Origin of the sequence: Dysosmobacter sp. HCP28S3_G4, assembly GCF_052065175.1 — a bacterium.
GTDB lineage: Bacteria > Bacillota > Clostridia > Oscillospirales > Oscillospiraceae > Oscillibacter.
The window spans coordinates 26,104-41,575 of record NZ_JBQHUP010000022.1 but is presented as its reverse complement, the minus strand read 5'-3'; the positions used below and the strand labels follow the sequence as shown (position 1 = coordinate 41,575).

The 15,472-nt window shown below is 59.5% G+C and carries 14 protein-coding genes and 2 tRNA genes; 8 read left to right on the top strand and 8 right to left on the bottom strand.

Translation table 11 applies throughout. From position 1 onward, the window contains the following. Window positions 1–166: 166 nt before the first annotated feature. Window positions 167–802, bottom strand: a complete 636-nt coding sequence (locus ACTNBU_RS07070; protein ID WP_441032128.1) for an HAD family hydrolase — start codon at window positions 800–802, stop codon at window positions 167–169. A gap of 192 nt (window positions 803–994) precedes the next feature. Here ACTNBU_RS07070 and ACTNBU_RS07065 point away from each other — a divergent pair. Further along, window positions 995–1,071, top strand: a tRNA-Pro gene (locus ACTNBU_RS07065). 97 nt (window positions 1,072–1,168) lie between these two features. After that, window positions 1,169–1,245, top strand: a tRNA-Pro gene (locus ACTNBU_RS07060). Window positions 1,246–1,339: 94 nt separating this feature from the next. On the opposite strand, the gene ACTNBU_RS07055 is transcribed toward ACTNBU_RS07060, so the two are convergent. The 5 genes from ACTNBU_RS07055 to ACTNBU_RS07035 form a co-directional block, all read right to left on the bottom strand. Beyond that, complete coding sequence (locus ACTNBU_RS07055) at window positions 1,340–2,056, bottom strand: SAM-dependent methyltransferase (RefSeq protein ID WP_441032126.1); 717 nt, start codon at window positions 2,054–2,056, stop codon at window positions 1,340–1,342. A gap of 5 nt (window positions 2,057–2,061) precedes the next feature. Beyond that, window positions 2,062–3,096, bottom strand: coding sequence for a ribosome small subunit-dependent GTPase A (gene rsgA, locus ACTNBU_RS07050; RefSeq protein WP_441032124.1), 1,035 nt, complete (start codon window positions 3,094–3,096; stop codon window positions 2,062–2,064). Beyond that, complete coding sequence (locus tag ACTNBU_RS07045) at window positions 3,093–3,662, bottom strand: TetR/AcrR family transcriptional regulator (protein WP_441032122.1); 570 nt, start codon at window positions 3,660–3,662, stop codon at window positions 3,093–3,095. Before ACTNBU_RS07045 ends, rsgA begins: the two co-directional genes overlap by 4 nt. Before the next feature lie 509 nt (window positions 3,663–4,171). Continuing rightward, complete coding sequence (locus ACTNBU_RS07040; RefSeq protein ID WP_441032120.1) at window positions 4,172–5,644, bottom strand: anti-sigma-I factor RsgI family protein; 1,473 nt, start codon at window positions 5,642–5,644, stop codon at window positions 4,172–4,174. Next, window positions 5,641–6,198: an RNA polymerase sigma factor gene (locus tag ACTNBU_RS07035; protein WP_441032118.1), complete on the bottom strand. Its 558-nt coding sequence runs from the start codon at window positions 6,196–6,198 to the stop codon at window positions 5,641–5,643. The genes ACTNBU_RS07040 and ACTNBU_RS07035 overlap by 4 nt, the downstream gene beginning before the upstream one ends. Window positions 6,199–6,440: 242 nt before the next feature. Here ACTNBU_RS07035 and ACTNBU_RS07030 point away from each other — a divergent pair, with 242 nt between their 5' ends. Further along, a complete protein-coding gene (locus ACTNBU_RS07030) occupies window positions 6,441–7,745 on the top strand; it encodes an FAD-dependent oxidoreductase (RefSeq protein WP_441032116.1) in 1,305 nt (434 codons plus the stop codon). A gap of 106 nt (window positions 7,746–7,851) precedes the next feature. Next, window positions 7,852–8,511 carry a YesL family protein gene (locus tag ACTNBU_RS07025; protein ID WP_441032114.1) on the top strand — a complete coding sequence of 220 codons (660 nt, stop codon included), beginning with the start codon at window positions 7,852–7,854 and terminating at the stop codon, window positions 8,509–8,511. A gap of 150 nt (window positions 8,512–8,661) precedes the next feature. Here ACTNBU_RS07025 and ACTNBU_RS07020 read toward each other — a convergent pair whose 3' ends face one another. Together ACTNBU_RS07020 and ACTNBU_RS07015 are read right to left on the bottom strand one after the other, a co-directional pair. Beyond that, window positions 8,662–9,324: an SGNH/GDSL hydrolase family protein gene (locus ACTNBU_RS07020; protein ID WP_441032112.1), complete on the bottom strand. Its 663-nt coding sequence runs from the start codon at window positions 9,322–9,324 to the stop codon at window positions 8,662–8,664. 3 nt (window positions 9,325–9,327) lie between these two features. Then, a complete protein-coding gene (locus ACTNBU_RS07015) occupies window positions 9,328–10,710 on the bottom strand; it encodes an ROK family protein (protein WP_441032110.1) in 1,383 nt (460 codons plus the stop codon). A 184-nt stretch (window positions 10,711–10,894) separates the two neighbouring features. Between ACTNBU_RS07015 and ACTNBU_RS07010 the strand changes: the two genes are divergently transcribed. From ACTNBU_RS07010 to ACTNBU_RS06995, 4 genes are all read left to right on the top strand, one after another. Next, the gene (locus tag ACTNBU_RS07010; RefSeq protein WP_441032108.1) at window positions 10,895–12,097 is read left to right on the top strand and encodes an AGE family epimerase/isomerase; all 1,203 of its coding nucleotides are present in this window, start codon (window positions 10,895–10,897) and stop codon (window positions 12,095–12,097) included. 36 nt (window positions 12,098–12,133) lie between these two features. After that, window positions 12,134–12,988, top strand: coding sequence for a MurR/RpiR family transcriptional regulator (locus ACTNBU_RS07005; RefSeq protein ID WP_441032106.1), 855 nt, complete (start codon window positions 12,134–12,136; stop codon window positions 12,986–12,988). A 170-nt stretch (window positions 12,989–13,158) separates the two neighbouring features. Next, window positions 13,159–14,454, top strand: coding sequence for an ABC transporter substrate-binding protein (locus tag ACTNBU_RS07000; protein ID WP_441032104.1), 1,296 nt, complete (start codon window positions 13,159–13,161; stop codon window positions 14,452–14,454). A gap of 96 nt (window positions 14,455–14,550) precedes the next feature. Then, a complete protein-coding gene (locus ACTNBU_RS06995; RefSeq protein WP_441032102.1) occupies window positions 14,551–15,468 on the top strand; it encodes a carbohydrate ABC transporter permease in 918 nt (305 codons plus the stop codon). Window positions 15,469–15,472 lie beyond the last annotated feature (4 nt).

Sequence of the window (15,472 nt, the reverse complement as noted above, 5' to 3'; positions counted from 1 at the left end):
TGGAAATGGAATGACTCTGCCCATTTCCTATTTTCGATTCTATTTTCCCGAATATGTGCTGAAAACCCGGTTGCCGCCTAATTGCGCAACCGGGTTTCTCGACAGCCTGAGACCGTACTCATTACAGGAGTACGGCCTCTTGCTTTTTTCAGACAGGTCCGCCATCTCATTTTCCGAGCCGTTCCAGCGTCTCCGGCAGCTCTGCAAGGCTGTGAACGGCAGGGACGCCCTCCACAACGCCGAAGCCATAGGCCGCATGCAGGAAGGGCACTCCGGCCTCTCTGGCAGATCGTTCGTCCAGCGCGGTGTCGCCCACATAGATGGGGCGTTTCAGGCCATGGCGGCGGACCACCAGCCGGATGTTTTCGCTCTTGGGCAGTCCGGTGCGGCCGGCGCACTCGAAATCCGCAAAGTATTTTCCCAGCCCGGTCCCCTGATAGAAGGCCTGGATATATCCGTCCTGGCAGTTGCTCACCACGAACAGCGGGCACTGTTCCGACAGACGCGCCAGGACCGTCTCCGCGCCGGGATAGACGGCGGCGCCATGGACGGCCAGATATCGGTTCTCCTCGTCGAAGCACGCCTCCATCAGCTCCGCCTGCCGCTCTTCCGGCAGATCAGGGAACAGCCGGGCGGCGATCTCCATCTGCCGCAGGCCCATGCAGGCGCTCATCTCCTCCTCCGTCAGCGGCGGGCGGCCTGCGCCGCAGCGGGCCAGGACCTGATTCCAGGAGAGGATGACCTCCGGCACAGAATCCCAGAGGGTACCATCCAGATCGAACAGGATGCCGTCGAAAACCATGGTATTCCCCTTTCTGTATCTCAGTACTCGTTCAGAAGCATTTATCAATATATCAGCTTTTTCCCGGAAGCGCAACGATCTCTTCCGCCTGTCAAACGCCGCTGCAAAAAAATGATTTTTTTGAAATTAGGGGTTGATTTTTCCTGGGAGGTGTGGTAATCTAAATAAGCTGAAACGAACGAGGCAACAAATCCGGGTGTGGCGAAGCTTGGTATCGCGCTTGACTGGGGGTCAAGAGGCCGCTGGTTCAAATCCAGTCACTCGGACCAAAAAATCCTGAAACCTTTGGGTTTCAGGATTTTTTCCGGAAGGTTTGGTCAATCGGCCAGACTGAAACGAATAAAACAAACGAACGAGACAGCAAATCCGGGTGTGGCGAAGCTTGGTATCGCGCTTGACTGGGGGTCAAGAGGCCGCTGGTTCAAATCCAGTCACTCGGACCAAAAATCGACAGGTTTCGATAGGAAGCCTGTCGATTTATTTTTTATGCCCAATGCGCTTGTCTTGCCCGGAAATTGGCGGCCTTCGCATTCATTCTTATTTTTTCCTCAACACGATTTTGATAAAGTTCAAATACTTTCCCCCACCGGCTTCCATGGCTTTGCGGTCGCCGATCGCATACGCATTCTCCTGCCTTAGCCAGTCCGCCCACACTTCTTCATTGGATTCCATCTGGCTGACTTCGATGATCTCGGCATCCCCGCTCCGGCTGACCATGTCGCGCCAGTAGGCCACATCATGCATATAGTCCATTTGTTCCGGCGTCCAGGACAGCAACAACTCCGGTGGCAAATGCTTGTGACAATCATGCTTCATGCCCGGGATCGCGATGTAGACATATCCGCCTTTCTTGAGAAAGGGCAGCAGCTTTCGATCCAGAAAGTCCGGATTGCGGCCAAAATAATTGTAGGAATCCGTGCTGACAATGCTGTCAAAAAATTCTGTTTCAAATGGCAAAGCGGTTGCATCCGCTTTGACTGGAATGATTTCTGCTTCGGATAACCCCATTTCCCGGAAAAAACGCCGGTTTTCCTCCGGATCGCTCCACAGGTCTGCGGCATAGACAGTAAAACCGTATTCCTTTGCCAGAAACACGCTGGTCAGCCCCTGTCCGCTGCCAAGGTCACAGACCACGCTCCCGGCAGGGATCTGATGACCGGTCAGAAGTTCTTCCTCCAATTTCATAGGATTTGGACCCATGATTTTCCCCATGAGTTCCGGCGTGTTGTATTTTTCACTGAGCGGATATTTCATGCAGATTACCTCTTCTTGTTATACTTATTGATTTTTGAGATCTCTTTGGATTTCTTTTCTTTTGCGGCCAGATAGCTTTCGCTGTCGGCGGCATAGGAATTCTCGTTTTTCAGCTTCTGATAGGACTGCCAGCGGCCGCTGTCCAGTTCACCGCTCCGGATGGCGGCCCGGACGGCGCAGCCCGGTTCGCCCGAGTGAGAACAGTTGCGGAAACGGCACCGGGCTGCCAGTTCTTCAATATCTCCGAAGGTCTGCCCGACCCCGGAAGCGGCATCCCACATTCCCAGTTCACGCATTCCCGGTGTATCAATGACCATGGCCCCGTTGGGCAGAACCAGCAGTTCCCGATGGGTCGTGGTGTGATGGCCCTTATCATCATTTCGAAGACCGTCTGTTGCCAGGCGTTCTTCCCCCAGCAGGCGGTTGATCAGCGTGGACTTGCCCACACCGGAGGAACCCACAAAGGCAACGGTCCTGCCCTCCGTGATATACGGCATGATCTGCCGGTATCCGTCCGACTCCATGGCGGAGGTGGTGAGAATCTCCACGCCCATGGCGATGGCTCCCACTTCCCTTTGTTTTTGGGGCAGGTCCGCGCACAGGTCCGCTTTTGTCAACACCACCACCGGATCCGCTCCGCTTTCCCATGCAACGGCAAGATAGCGCTCCAATCGGCGCAGATTGAAATCGTTGTTCAGGCTCATACACAGAAATACAGTGTCGATATTGGCAGCCACTACCTGTTCTGTTTTAGAAGTGCCTGCCGCCTTGCGAACAAACAGGCTTTTACGGGGCAGCACCTGATGGATGATGGCAGTATCCGGATCGGCACAGTTGACCATCACATAGTCGCCTACGGCGGGGTAATCGGACGGGGACTGGGCATCGAATTGAAACTTACCGGAAACCAGAGCGTTCTCTTCGCCTATGCTGGTGCGGATCCGGTACATGCCCTTTTCCTGTAACGTGATCCGCCCCACGGTCAGTTCGGGGTACTGATCGGCCAGCGCCGCCCAGCGGTCCGGGATCAAAAAATTCATCTGCGCCACCTCTCCAAATGGGCGTCCAGCAAGGCAAATACGGACGCCTTATCCTCCGCGTCATCGTAGACGCTGTACAATAGGTACATCGGGCCATAAAAAGTCAGGGCTTCCGCCTGAGAACCCAATAAATCCGCGACATAGTTCAGCGGGCCGGCACCAAGATACTGATGGTAAAGGCCGTTCATTTCTTCGCTGCGGTATTGTTCCACCGTCAGCATCTTACGGAAAGCAGATGCAAACGCATCTTCCGTCCAATAACGGAATTGCTGTTTGCTGAATGTGATCAGATCCTCTATGGACGATCGTTCATAGGCTTCCGGCATGACCTCTGCCGTTCCTTCCGGCAAAGAACAGGCGATCGCGTTTTCTCCATCCCGCTGTTCCATGACCCGTAAGATGCTGTCAAAAATATCGCGTTTACTTTTGTAATGCTTATAAAGGGAAGGGGCTTTGATACCGACAGCTTTTGCGATCTGATCGACACTGACAGCCTCATATCCCTCTTTTGAAAACAGTTTTACTGCTTCCGTCAGAATTCTTTGTTTCGTCGTTTCGTTTTTCATAACACCCTCGTAGCTAACGATTATTAGCTAAATTATAAGCTAATAATTATTAGCTGTCAATACAGTCTTTCAAAAAAGCTGCAAGCGGTGGTGTTGTTTTCAATTCTGATCATGAAGCGACCGGCATTGTTACACGTGGAATCGTTTCACTTACAGATGATACGGATCATGAAAAACAAGAATTTGTTTCATTGCATTTCGTTTTTGAGCCTATGAAATGCATGACTCAAATCTGCTTTTGAACCATGCCGCTGACTATTTTATTTTCATTTGGATAAAAGCATCTTGCTTGCTGCTTGCAAACCATTGATTTTACTTACGTTTGACAGATCCTTTCATGACACTCCGACCAAAAAATTCTGAAACCTTTTGGTTTCAGGGTTTTTTCTTCTTTAAAAGTTGTGGATCAGCTGGGAAACGAACCGCCGCGGCCGGATGCCCTGAGGGCTTTCTGGCCGCGGCGTCTTGTTTTTGCGATGTACTGTCCTCCGGTCTCAAATCACAGCGGCTCAGTCATCGTCTTCGTCTCTGTCATCGTCATCGTCGTCATCTCTGTCATTGTCTTCGTCCCGATCGTCGTCCTCCTCATCCTCGTCATCCGCTTCGGCCTCAATATCCTGTTTGAGGATCTCGCCGCTCTCGGCGTCGACCTCATATTCGTATTCGCTCCGGCCAGACCGGAAGGATATCTCGTAGACCCAGCTGCCGTCCTCATCGTCCAGGCTGCACCGGACGTTGGAGACGTCGGAGCTGCTGACGCCAGCCTTGCTGTAGGCATACTTCAGCGCTTTCTCCCGGCTGATCAGCTCCGGCTGCGCGCTGCCGGCACTCCAGGTCTGATCCTCCTCTTCCTGCTCCATGTCCCGGCTCAGGATCTTGCCGGTCTTCGCGTCGATCTCGTACTCATACTCATTCTTTCCGGACCTGAACTCCACTTCATACAGCCACTCGCCGTCATCCTCGTCCAGCTTGCACTTCTTCAGCTCCGCCTGGCTCGACTTCACACCGGCATCCGCATACGCGATCTCCTGCGCCTTTTCGGCGGTGATGAGTCCGTCGGGGATGGTATTCACCTGGTTTCCGCCGTTCAGCTTCGTGGGATAGAAGTTCAGGATCTCGCCGGACAGGGCGCTGATCTCAATGCCGTACTTGTAAGTGTCGGTGAGGATCTCCAGGTCGTAGAGATAGACCAGCTGCTTTTCATAGAACGCCTCCTTGAGGAACGTCACCTGGCCGGCCGTCTTGCCGATCTTCTCCAGCGCAATGGCCTTGGCGTCCTCCAGGGAGATCATGGTGGTGCTCTCCGGATAGACGATCTCCCACAGGTCGATGACCGGCATCTTCACGGCGTCCTCAAAGGTCAGGGCGCCGTCCTTCGCAGTCACCGCCTGCTCCGCCAACGCCGCCTTGCCCACGGAGACATTGTTCTCCTTGGCCAACTGCTCCAGCTGGGTGTTCTTCTCCGTGGTCTGGGTCATGACAGAGCCGTTCACCGCGTTGCTGGAGAGAATGCTGTTGACCGCCTCCGTCAGCTTTCTGCTCAACGCCTCGCTGCGCTGAGGATCACTGTTCTCCACGCAGATATTGATGGCGTTGTTGGCCTTGTCCAGATAGCCGTTTTTCAGCATGGAGCCAATGACCGCGTTGACCGCCACGTCCAGATCCACGTTCTTCAGATCCATCCCGTCCAGGACGATCTCCGCGTCCTCGTTCAGCGCCTGGACGGACAGGACCTTTTCATTCCGGTTGACGCTGATCTCCAGGCTGGGATTGACGTCGATGCCCACCACCGAGTCCACCCTGAAGTTGGCGTAGGTCAGATTGATGCCGAACACCAGGATCAGTGCCGCCGCCACGGCGCCCACCTGCATCCAGATCCGCCGGGTGCGGTTCCGCTTCTTGTCCGGCACGTAGGATCCAGCCCCGGTGATATAGTCGTCGCTGATCTCGCCCAGCGCCTTTGAAAATTTCTGTGTGTTCATACGATGACCCCTCTTTCCAGAAAGTATTTCCGCATCTGTGCGCGGGTTCGGGTGAGCCGCACGGATACATTCTTCTCTGTCATGCCCATTCGCGCCGCGATGTCCGCGTAGGGATCCGAAAACCAGTATCGCCGCAGGAAGATGACCCGATTCTCCAGGGACAGCGTATCCAGAAATGCCTCGATGATGCGGACCAATTCCTTGGTCTCCATCTCGCTCTCCACGGTGTTGGAGGACGCCAGGCAGTTTTCCAGTTCTTCCATGGCCGCGTCATAGCTGCTGTTCCGTTTGACGGCAGTGTTCGCGTAATAGCGCTTCAGAGAGATGTTCCGAACGATTTTGTAGAGATAGGCGGACAGCGGATCGGGCTTCGCCGGCGGGATGGCGTTCCAGGCGCCCAGATAGGCGTCATTGACGCACTCCTCCGCATCCAGCTGGTCTTTGAGGATGTTGTTTGACAGCCTGTGGCAGTCTTTGCCGTACTTCGCATCCATCTCCCGGATGGCCTGCTCCGACCGCTCAAAAAACAGCTTCAGAATTTTCTGATCTTCCATCGATGGCGCCGCCTCCTTTTCCCTTCACATATTCACTACGGTTCTGCCAGCGAAAACTACACTGAAAAGAAATTATTTTAAAACTTTTCAAAATCTTCCAAAAAGGGGAGCTCATCCCCCATACCTCTATTTTACCCGACGGCAGGGCGGGAAGAAAGGGCAAACCCACTCCCGCCGCCTGATTTTCCGCCGCGGCCTGATATTTTTTCCTCCGGCGCGCATACTATCCCCGGTGATGAAATATGCTGGACTCCATCTGGACGGCCGCGGCGGAGCTGCCGTCCTTCCCCCGTCTGGAACAGGACGTGAAAACAGATGTGCTGATCATCGGCGGCGGCCTTGCCGGACTGCTGTGCGCCTACGCTCTGGAACAGCGGGGCATCGACTATCTGCTCATCGAAGCGGACACCATTTGCAGCGGCGTCTCCCGCAACACCACGGCGAAGCTCACCTCCCAGCACGGACTGATCTATGACAGGCTCGTCCGCCAGTTCGGCGTGGGCGCCGCCCGGTTGTACTGGCGGGCCAACGAGGCGGCCCTGAAGCGGTACCGGCAGCTGGCCAGGCGGTTTCCCTGCGATCTGGAGACAAAGGACGCCTACGTCTACACCTTGGAGGACAGGAACAAGCTGGAGCGGGAGCTACGCGCCCTGGAGGCCATCGGCGCACCCGCCGAATTGGTGGAAAAGCTGCCCCTCCCCTTCCCCACCGCCGGAGCCGTCCGGCTCCGGGAGCAGGCCCAGTTCCACCCTCTGAAGCTGACGGCGGGCATCGCACAGGGGCTGCACATCCGGGAGCACACGGCGGCCAGGGCCTTTGAGGGGAAGACCGTGGTCACGGACCGGGGCGTCATCCGGGCGGAAAACGTCATTGCGGCCACCCACTTCCCCCTGAACAACAAGCACGGCGCCTATTTCCTGAAGCTGTACCAGCACCGCTCCTACGTGCTGGCGCTGGAAAACGGGCCGGATCTGGACGGCATGTATGTGGACGCGTCGGGCACCGGATTGTCCTTCCGCAATTACGGCGGCTTCCTGCTTCTGGGCGGCGGCGCCCGCCGCACCGGCCATCCGGACGGCGGCTGGGCGGAGCTGGAAGCCTTCGCCCATGCCCACTATCCGGATGCCCGGGAGCGCTGCCGCTGGGCGGCCCAGGACTGCATGTCCCTGGACGGCGTGCCCTATATTGGCCAGTACAGCAGGCGGACTCCCGGCTTTTTCGTGGCCACCGGCTTCAACAAGTGGGGCATGACCTCCGCTATGGTGGCCTCCATGATCCTCAGCGATCTGGTGCAGGGAAAGGAGAATCCCTTCGCGCCGGTGTTCTCCCCCTCCCGGACCATGCTCCGGCCCCAGCTGCTGGTGAACGGGGTCACCGCCACCGCGAATCTGCTGACGGTGTCGAAGCACCGCTGTCCCCACATGGGCTGCGCGCTGAAGTGGAATCCCCAGGAACACTCCTGGGACTGTCCCTGCCACGGTTCCCGCTTCGACGAGAACGGCACGCTGCTGGACAATCCCGCCACCGGGGACCTGGATATAGGCTGATCGCTGCCGGGGAGTTGCGGAACGGATCGAAGAATGCTATACTGAGACAAACGACCCGGCCCGCGGCGTCCCCCGTCCCCGCCGCCGGTAGCACACGGAGGTCCTTATGTTTCAGAGCTTTTTCAATCCGGAGAACCCCATCTTCCGCTTTACCGGACGGGTGCTGGACATTGTGGTGCTCAGCTTCCTGTGGCTTGTCTGCTCCCTGCCCGTTGTGACCGTTGGCCCCGCCACCGCCGCCCTGTATTACAGCTGCGTCAAATGCCTGCGGTACAAGGAGGGCGGCGCCTACCGCTCCTTCCTCTCCGCCTTCCGGCAGAATCTGAAGACCGGCACCGGCGCCGCCGTGATCCTGCTGGCGCTGGGTCTGATCCTGGACGCGGGCTGGATCTTCTTCACCATGGCCGCCGGTACCGGTGAGACAGTGTGGGTGGTCCTGCGGGCGGCCTATCTGGTGTGCCTGCTGATCCCCCTGTCCGTGCTGACCTGCGCCTTCCCCCTGCTGTCCCGGTTCACCTATACCGCCGGGAGCCTGCTGGCCAACAGCCTGCGGCTCACCTTCCGCCATCTGCCCCGGCTGGTGGGGGCGGGCGTGGTGAACGGCCTGTTCATCCTGGTGACGCTGAAGGGCTGGTATTACGGCCTGATGCTGCTGACCCCCGCCCTGGACGCCCTGGCGGTGTCCTTCCTGCTGGAGCCGGTGTTCCGGCAGTACACGCCGTCGGAGGAGACGGCGGACGGGGAGACGCCCTGGTATCTGCGATAACGCCAAACGTAACCGCTCCCCGGCCGGGGAGCGGTTTTCTGAATATATAAGAAGATGTGCAAACCGGTTTGGTTTGCACATCTGATTCGTAAATGGCCGTGTCCAGTTTTTTGTCGTACCGGAGAATGCGTGCTTTGCCGGTGATCCGCCTTACGCCAGTTCCGGCACCAGCTCCGCCAGGACCTCCGCCAGACGGGCATGGCTGGCGCGGGTCAGGTGCATGAAGTCCACCTCATTGAACGCGCAGCCCAGGGCGCCCACGTCCAGGAAATGGACCCCCAGCTCCTCCGCCAGGGACCGGAACTGCCCCGGCACCTGACGAGACTTCTCCACGGCGCCGGTGCCCATCTCCTCCGCCGCGTAGGAGCGCAGGACGCCCTCTCCCATGGCCGGCGGGGCCATCAGCAGAATGTTGGGCGTTCCGTCCGGACCCCAGCAGTCCACGGTCCGGGCCTTTTCGATGAGACGGCCCATGCCCTTCCGGATGGCGTAGGCGTTGGCCCCCAGCCGCTCCTTGGTGTCGTTGGTGCCCAGCATGATGATCAGCAGGCTCACCGGCTGATGGCTCTTCAGGCAGGGACGCAGGTACGGCAGAGCGGACAGTCCCTCCTCCACCGGGTCCTCAAAGACCGTGGTGCGGCCGGAGAGGCCCTCCTCAATCACCAGATAGTCGTCTCCCAGCGCCTTTTGCAGCAGGCGGGGCCACCGCTCCTCCTCACTGAACCGGGCCAGGGCCCCGTCGGCGCAGTCGGCGGGGTCCGGGCAGTAGCCGTGGGTGTTGGAATCCCCCAGGCAGACGATGTGCTTCTTCACCGCTTACTTCTTCAGCTCGGGCAAGCTGGCGGCGGCGGCGGACTGGCCCACGCGGCGGAACTTCTCGTCGGGCAGGGCCAGATGGATCTTCTCGTTAACTTCGGGATACTCGTCGGCCAGCACCTTCTTGCAGGTGGCCAGCAGCAGGTCGCCGCCCTTGCCGCTCATGACGCGGCCCAGCAGCAGCACATGGCGGTAGCCGTACAGCTCGTAATACAGGGTCAGGGCGTGGGCCAGATACACGCCGATGCTCTCGTAGATCTTGGCGGCCCGGGGATCGTCCTGCTCCATCAGGCCCTGGACCACCTTCAGCTTCTCGGCGGGAGACAGAGAGGCGTCCAGCTCGATGCCGGCGGCGGGGGCCAGCTTGATGACGGAATCCTGGGAGAAGTACTTGACGCCGCAGCCGATGTCGCCGGACCACTCGTCCTGCATGGCGGTGGGGGCGGCGTCCACGGGGACGAAGGCCAGTTCGTTGAGCCAGCCTGTGATGTTGCCGTCCTCGTCCACATAGCCCACGGCCTCGCTGGTGCCCATGGCGATGCCCAGGACATTGTTGTCCTCCAGGCTCATGGCGCCGGCCAGGGCGGACACGTCGCCGTCGTTGACCACGGCGTAGGGCACGTCGCCGAAGGTGTCGGTGATGGCGCGGATGTAGATGTCCTTCACCTTGGCATCGAACTGGTCCTTGGGCACCTTTAGGAACAGTGAGGCGTTCATGGTGCGGTTGTCAATGTACACGCCGGCGGAGCTGACGCCCACGGCGTCCACCCGGGGCAGATGCTCGGCGGCGGACTTCAGGGCCGCCACGATGCCGTTATAGTGGTAGTCGGGGTCGGAGTTGGTCTTGGGGAACCAGACCACTTCCTCGCTGTAGACGCTCTCGCCGTCGATGACAGCGGAGACCTTGCGGTCGCTTCCGCCGGCGTCGAAGCCGATGCGGCAGCCGTCCAGATGGCGGCCGATGGCCTTGGAGAAGCTCTTCTCCTCGGGCACCCGGTCCACCCGCAGCACCTCGAAGGGATGCTCGAACACATTGCCCATGTAGTCGAAGTCGAAGTCCCGGGAGCCGCCGGCGGAGTAGTGCTGCTTCATGGCGTCGCAGACGGCCTCGTTGCCGGCCAGGTACACCCGGAAGCCGCCCTTCACCCACAGCAGGGTCTTGATAATGCGGTCGATGTAGTAGATGTCCGCCTCCCGCATGTCCTCCGTGCCGTGGACACGGGTGCGGTAGACGGCCATCTGGCCCTGGGAGCGCTCCACAGCCACGTCGAAGGGCTCCCTGGCGTCCTTCAGGAACGCCTCATTGAACAGGTTCAGGGGAATGAACGCGGGGTCCAGCGGGGGCAGGTTCTTCACATTCACGTCGATGCCGAGGTATTTCATAACCAGAATCCTCCTTTATGAATTTAAACAGTTTTTATGGCCGGACTGCTTTTGCTTTCACCTCATAGGCTACCAGCTTTTTTCATTTTGTCAAGAGTTTGAAAATTTTTTTCTAAAATTTCTTGACGTACCGCACAAAAGGACATATGATGGAGTTATCAAACGAAAGGATGGTGCCCAAAACATGGACAAAGCAAAGCTGCAATCCTATCGGGATTGGGTGCAGAACGAACTGGACGTCTGCGCCAACTTCTGGCTGAAGAACGGTATGGACCGGGTACACGGCGGCGTTTACACCTGCCTGGACCGCAAGGGTGAGATCTACTCCACCGACAAGAGCGTGTGGATGCAGGGCCGCTGCGGCTGGATCTTCGCCTTCCTGTGCCACACCTACGGCGTCAGGGAGGAGTGGCTGGCGGCCTCCAAGAGCTGCCTGGACTTCCTGGAGAAATACTGCATCAACCACGCCGCCGGCGGCCGGATGTACTTCACCGTCACCGAGGACGGCAAGCCCCTGCGCCAGCGCCGCTACTACTTCTCCGAGGCCTTCTACGCCCTGGCCAACGCCGAGTACTACGGCGTCACCGGCGAGAAGGAGAACCTGGATCGCGCCCGCCGGGCCTACGACCTGTACTGGGATCTGGCCCACGGCATGCCCGACCCCGTGGGCATGGGCCCCAAGACCATCCCCGAGACCCGCTCCGGCCGCGCCTTCGGCATCCCCATGATCATCCTGAACGTCACCGGCGTCATGCTGCGGGTGGACGAGGAGCGGAAGGCCCTGTACGAGGAGCGCGCTCAGGCCTGCGTGGATGAGATCTTCAAGTATCACGTCCATCCCGAGCTGAAGTGCGTGCTGGAGAACGTGGACGTGGACGGCACTCCCCGTCTGTACTACACCGAGGGCCGCACCGTCAACCCCGGCCACGACATCGAGGGCGTGTGGTTCCTGCTGGAACACGCCAAGCGCACCGGCGATCAGGAGCTGGTGAAGAAGGCCGCCCAGATCTTCGACTGGGCCATCGAGGCCGGCTGGGACAACGAGTACGGCGGACTGCTGTACTTCACCGACTGCCTGAAGAAGCCCCCCGAGGCCTACGAGCACGACATGAAGCTGTGGTGGCCCCACAACGAGATCCTCATCGCCTCCCTGATGCTGTACCGGGACACCGGCGACGAGAAGTATCTCAACTGGTTCGACAAGACCCTGACCTACTGCAAGGAACACTTCTCCGATCCCGAGTTCGGCGAGTGGTACGGCTACCTCCGCCGGGACGGCCTGCCCACCCAGCCCTCCACCAAGGGCTCCACCTTCAAGGGACCCTTCCATCTTCCCCGCTGCCTGATCATGTGCGACACCATGCTGGGCGAGCTGCTGGATCGCTGAGCCGCTCCGCGACAAACGGAGAGGAGGCGTCCCCGAATGCCTGAAGAAAATGTCTTTACCCGCATCACCCGCGAATACTACCAGCTTACCGCCTCTGAAAAAAAGCTGGCGGCCTTCGTGACGGCCAACGGCCAGCGTTCTCAGACCATGTCCATCTCCGAGCTGGCCGCCGCCTGCGGCGTGGCGGAGGCCACCATCTCCCGCTTCTGCCGCCGGATGGGCTACCGGGGCTACAGCGCCTTCCGTCTGGCCATCGCCGCCGCCACCGCCGGCCGCTCCAGCTCCGATCCCCTGCACGGCGAGATCCTGCCAGAAGACACCGTGCCGGACCTGTGCGCCAAGCTGGCCGGCGTGGACACCGACGCCATCCGGGAGACCCAGTCCCTCATCATCCCGGACTCCATCATCGCCGCGGCAAATATCCTGACGGCGGCGGACAAGGTGCTGTGCATGGGCCAGGGCGGCTCCATGCTCATGGCCGAGGAGGCCGCCCACCTGTTCACCACCGCCTTCCCCGGCTTCTTCGCCGTGGCGGACTCCCACATGCAGGTCATCACTGCGTCCAGTCTGACGGAGCGGGACGCCATTCTGTTCTTCTCCTACTCCGGCTCCACCAAGGACCTGATGGATGTCCTGCACGTGGCCCGGCAGCAGCACGCCAAGAGCATCCTCGTCACCCGTTACCCCGGCTCCCCCGGCGCCGCCCTGGTGGACGTGGTGCTCCAGTGCGGCTCCATCGAGGGTCCCCTGCAGTTGGGCTCCGTGGCCGCCCGCATCGCCCAGCTGTATCTCATCGACGTTCTGTTCTCCGAGATGTGCCGCCGGGACATGGAGCGGTGCCGGCATCAGCGGGAGCTGGTGGCGGAGGCCCTGTCCGAAAAGCATGTGTGACGGTCCGGTTTTCAGGGAGAATCCACAAGTTGTTTCAAAATTTTTTCATATTTTGACGGTTTTGAAAATTTTTTTGCGGACGACTTGACAACCCTTTCCAGGGATTGTACAATTTGCACATAGGCAATGGAACCCGGCACGCTATTTTTATCATATCAGGAGGAATGAAGATGAAAAAAGTTCTTGCGCTCGTCATGTCTCTCGCAATGGTCCTGTCCCTGGCCGCCTGCGGTGAAAAGGCTCCCGCCTCTTCCGCCAGCAGCGCCAGCGCCGGATCTTCCGCCCCCTCTGCCGCTCAGACCGAGATCGTCTGGTGGGCCTTCCCCACCTTCGGCGTGGACTCCGGCTATGAGCAGGAGCTGGCCGACGCCTTCATGGCCAACAACCCCGATGTGAAGATCACCGTTGAGACCATCGACTTCCAGTCCGGCCCCGACGCCCTGACCTCCGCCATCACCGCAGGCACCGCCCCTGACGTTCTGTTCGACGCTCCGGGCCGTATCATCGAGTACGGCAACGCCGGCAACCTGGTCTCCCTGGACGACATGATCGACTCCCTGAAGAGCGATCTGGCCAGCGAGAGCCTGCTGGAGACCTGCGTGGGCGCCGACGGCTCCTACTACATGTATCCCATCTCCTCCTCTCCCTTCTACATGGGCCTGAACAAGGAGATGCTGGAGGCTGCTGACGCCCTGCAGTATGTGAACCTGGAGGGCGACCGCACCTGGACCACCGACAACTTCGTCAAGATGTGCGAGGCTCTGCGCGACGCCGGCGTCTGCATGACTCCCGGCATCGTCTACTGCGGCGCCCAGGGCGGCGACCAGGGCACCCGTGCTCTCGTCAACAACCTGTACTCCGGCACCATCGTCGGCTCCGACGGCAAGTGGAACGTGGGCGCCGAGGGCGTGAAGGCTCTGGAACTGCTGAAGTCCATGTATGACAACAAGTCCATGGACGCCGGCTTCTCCATGGCCGCCGCCGACGAGCTGCAGCAGTTCCAGCAGGAGACCTGCGCCATGACCTTCTGCTGGGGCACCTCCAACGCCAAGAGCTACGCCTCCGAGGACTACACCCAGATCTCCGTTCCCTTCCCCTCTGACGATGGCGTGCCCGAGCTGGAGTACCTGGTGAACGGCTTCTGCGTGTTCGACAACGGCGACGACGCCAAGGCCGACGCCGCCAAGCGCTTCATCGCCTTCATCTGCGACGACGCCGAGTGGGGTCCCAAGAGCGTTGTCCAGACCGGCGCCTTCCCCGTCCGCGCCTCCTTCGGCAACCTGTATGAGGGCAACGAGGAGATGAGCCTGCTGGCCTCCTGGTCTCAGTACTACGGTCCCTACTACAACACCCGCGCCGGCTTCGCCGCCATGCGGCCTCTGTGGTTCAACATGCTGCAGCAGGTCTTCAACGGCACCCCCGCTCAGGAAGCCGCCGACGCCTTCAACACCAACGCCAACGGCTGAGCATAACGGTTTTCACTCCCTCCCTCTGCATCAGCGGCGGGGGGGAGTGACCCCGTAGCGAGATTTCTCATGACTTGATGAAACGAGGGAAGCCCCATGGCAACCACAAAAGCACCCAAGCGCAGCCTTGTTCTCCAGCGGAGAGAAACCATCGTCTCCTATCTGTTCCTGCTTCCGGCGCTGTTTTTCTTCGTTGGCTTTGTCCTGACGCCCATGGCCATGGGCGTTGTCACCAGCTTTACCGACTCCAACTTCAGTAACGTCAACACTGGTTCCCATTTCGTGTTCCTGGACAACTACATCCGGCTGTTCAAGGACCCCATCTTCCTGAAATCCGCAGTAAACACCGTCATCATCGTGATCGTGGCGGTCCCCACCGTCACCGCCTTCTCCCTGTGGGTGGGCTCCGCCATCTATAAGATGCACGCCGCCGCCCGCTCCTTCTTCCGCTGCGTGTTCTACCTGCCGGTGGTCACCGGCTCCGTGGCCGTCGTCGTGGTCTGGAAGTGGATGTTCGACAAGTACAACGGCCTGTTCAACTACGTCATCCGCACCATGGGCGGCCAGGGCCTGATGTGGACCGAGAGTGAGAAGACGGCCCTGTGGTGCATCATCCTCATCCTGTTCACCACCTCCATCGGCCAGCCCATCGTGCTGTACGTATCCGCCCTGGGCAACGTGGACAACTCCCTGGTGGAGGCCGCCCAGGTGGACGGCGCCACCGATCTCCAGGTGTTCTGGAAGATCAAGTGGCCCTCCATCATGCCCACCACGCTGTACGTGGCCGTCATCACCACCATCAACAGCTTCCAGTGCTTTGCCCTGATCCAGCTGCTGACCTCCGGCGGACCCAATTACAGTACCAGCACCGTCATGTATTACCTGTACGAGATCGCCTTCCGCACCACCAAGGACTTCGGCTACGCCGACGCCATGGGTGTGATCCTGGCCATCGTCATCGCCCTGTTCAGCGCCTTGCAGTTCAAGGTCATGAACGGCGGCACTACAGAATAAGGGG

What these genes read in the sequence shown, in the direction of transcription:
- ACTNBU_RS07070 (WP_441032128.1), bottom strand. Translation starts at nt 802, where the DNA reads ATGGTTTTCGACGGCATCCTGTTCGATCTGGATGGTACCCTCTGGGAT.
- ACTNBU_RS07055 (WP_441032126.1), bottom strand. Translation starts at nt 2,056, where the DNA reads ATGAAATATCCGCTCAGTGAAAAATACAACACGCCGGAACTCATGGGG.
- rsgA (WP_441032124.1), bottom strand. Translation starts at nt 3,096, where the DNA reads ATGAATTTTTTGATCCCGGACCGCTGGGCGGCGCTGGCCGATCAGTAC.
- ACTNBU_RS07045 (WP_441032122.1), bottom strand. Translation starts at nt 3,662, where the DNA reads ATGAAAAACGAAACGACGAAACAAAGAATTCTGACGGAAGCAGTAAAA.
- ACTNBU_RS07040 (WP_441032120.1), bottom strand. Translation starts at nt 5,644, where the DNA reads ATGAACACACAGAAATTTTCAAAGGCGCTGGGCGAGATCAGCGACGAC.
- ACTNBU_RS07035 (WP_441032118.1), bottom strand. Translation starts at nt 6,198, where the DNA reads ATGGAAGATCAGAAAATTCTGAAGCTGTTTTTTGAGCGGTCGGAGCAG.
- ACTNBU_RS07030 (WP_441032116.1), top strand. Translation starts at nt 6,441, where the DNA reads ATGCTGGACTCCATCTGGACGGCCGCGGCGGAGCTGCCGTCCTTCCCC.
- ACTNBU_RS07025 (WP_441032114.1), top strand. Translation starts at nt 7,852, where the DNA reads ATGTTTCAGAGCTTTTTCAATCCGGAGAACCCCATCTTCCGCTTTACC.
- ACTNBU_RS07015 (WP_441032110.1), bottom strand. Translation starts at nt 10,710, where the DNA reads ATGAAATACCTCGGCATCGACGTGAATGTGAAGAACCTGCCCCCGCTG.
- ACTNBU_RS07010 (WP_441032108.1), top strand. Translation starts at nt 10,895, where the DNA reads ATGGACAAAGCAAAGCTGCAATCCTATCGGGATTGGGTGCAGAACGAA.
- ACTNBU_RS07005 (WP_441032106.1), top strand. Translation starts at nt 12,134, where the DNA reads ATGCCTGAAGAAAATGTCTTTACCCGCATCACCCGCGAATACTACCAG.
- ACTNBU_RS07000 (WP_441032104.1), top strand. Translation starts at nt 13,159, where the DNA reads ATGAAAAAAGTTCTTGCGCTCGTCATGTCTCTCGCAATGGTCCTGTCC.
- ACTNBU_RS06995 (WP_441032102.1), top strand. Translation starts at nt 14,551, where the DNA reads ATGGCAACCACAAAAGCACCCAAGCGCAGCCTTGTTCTCCAGCGGAGA.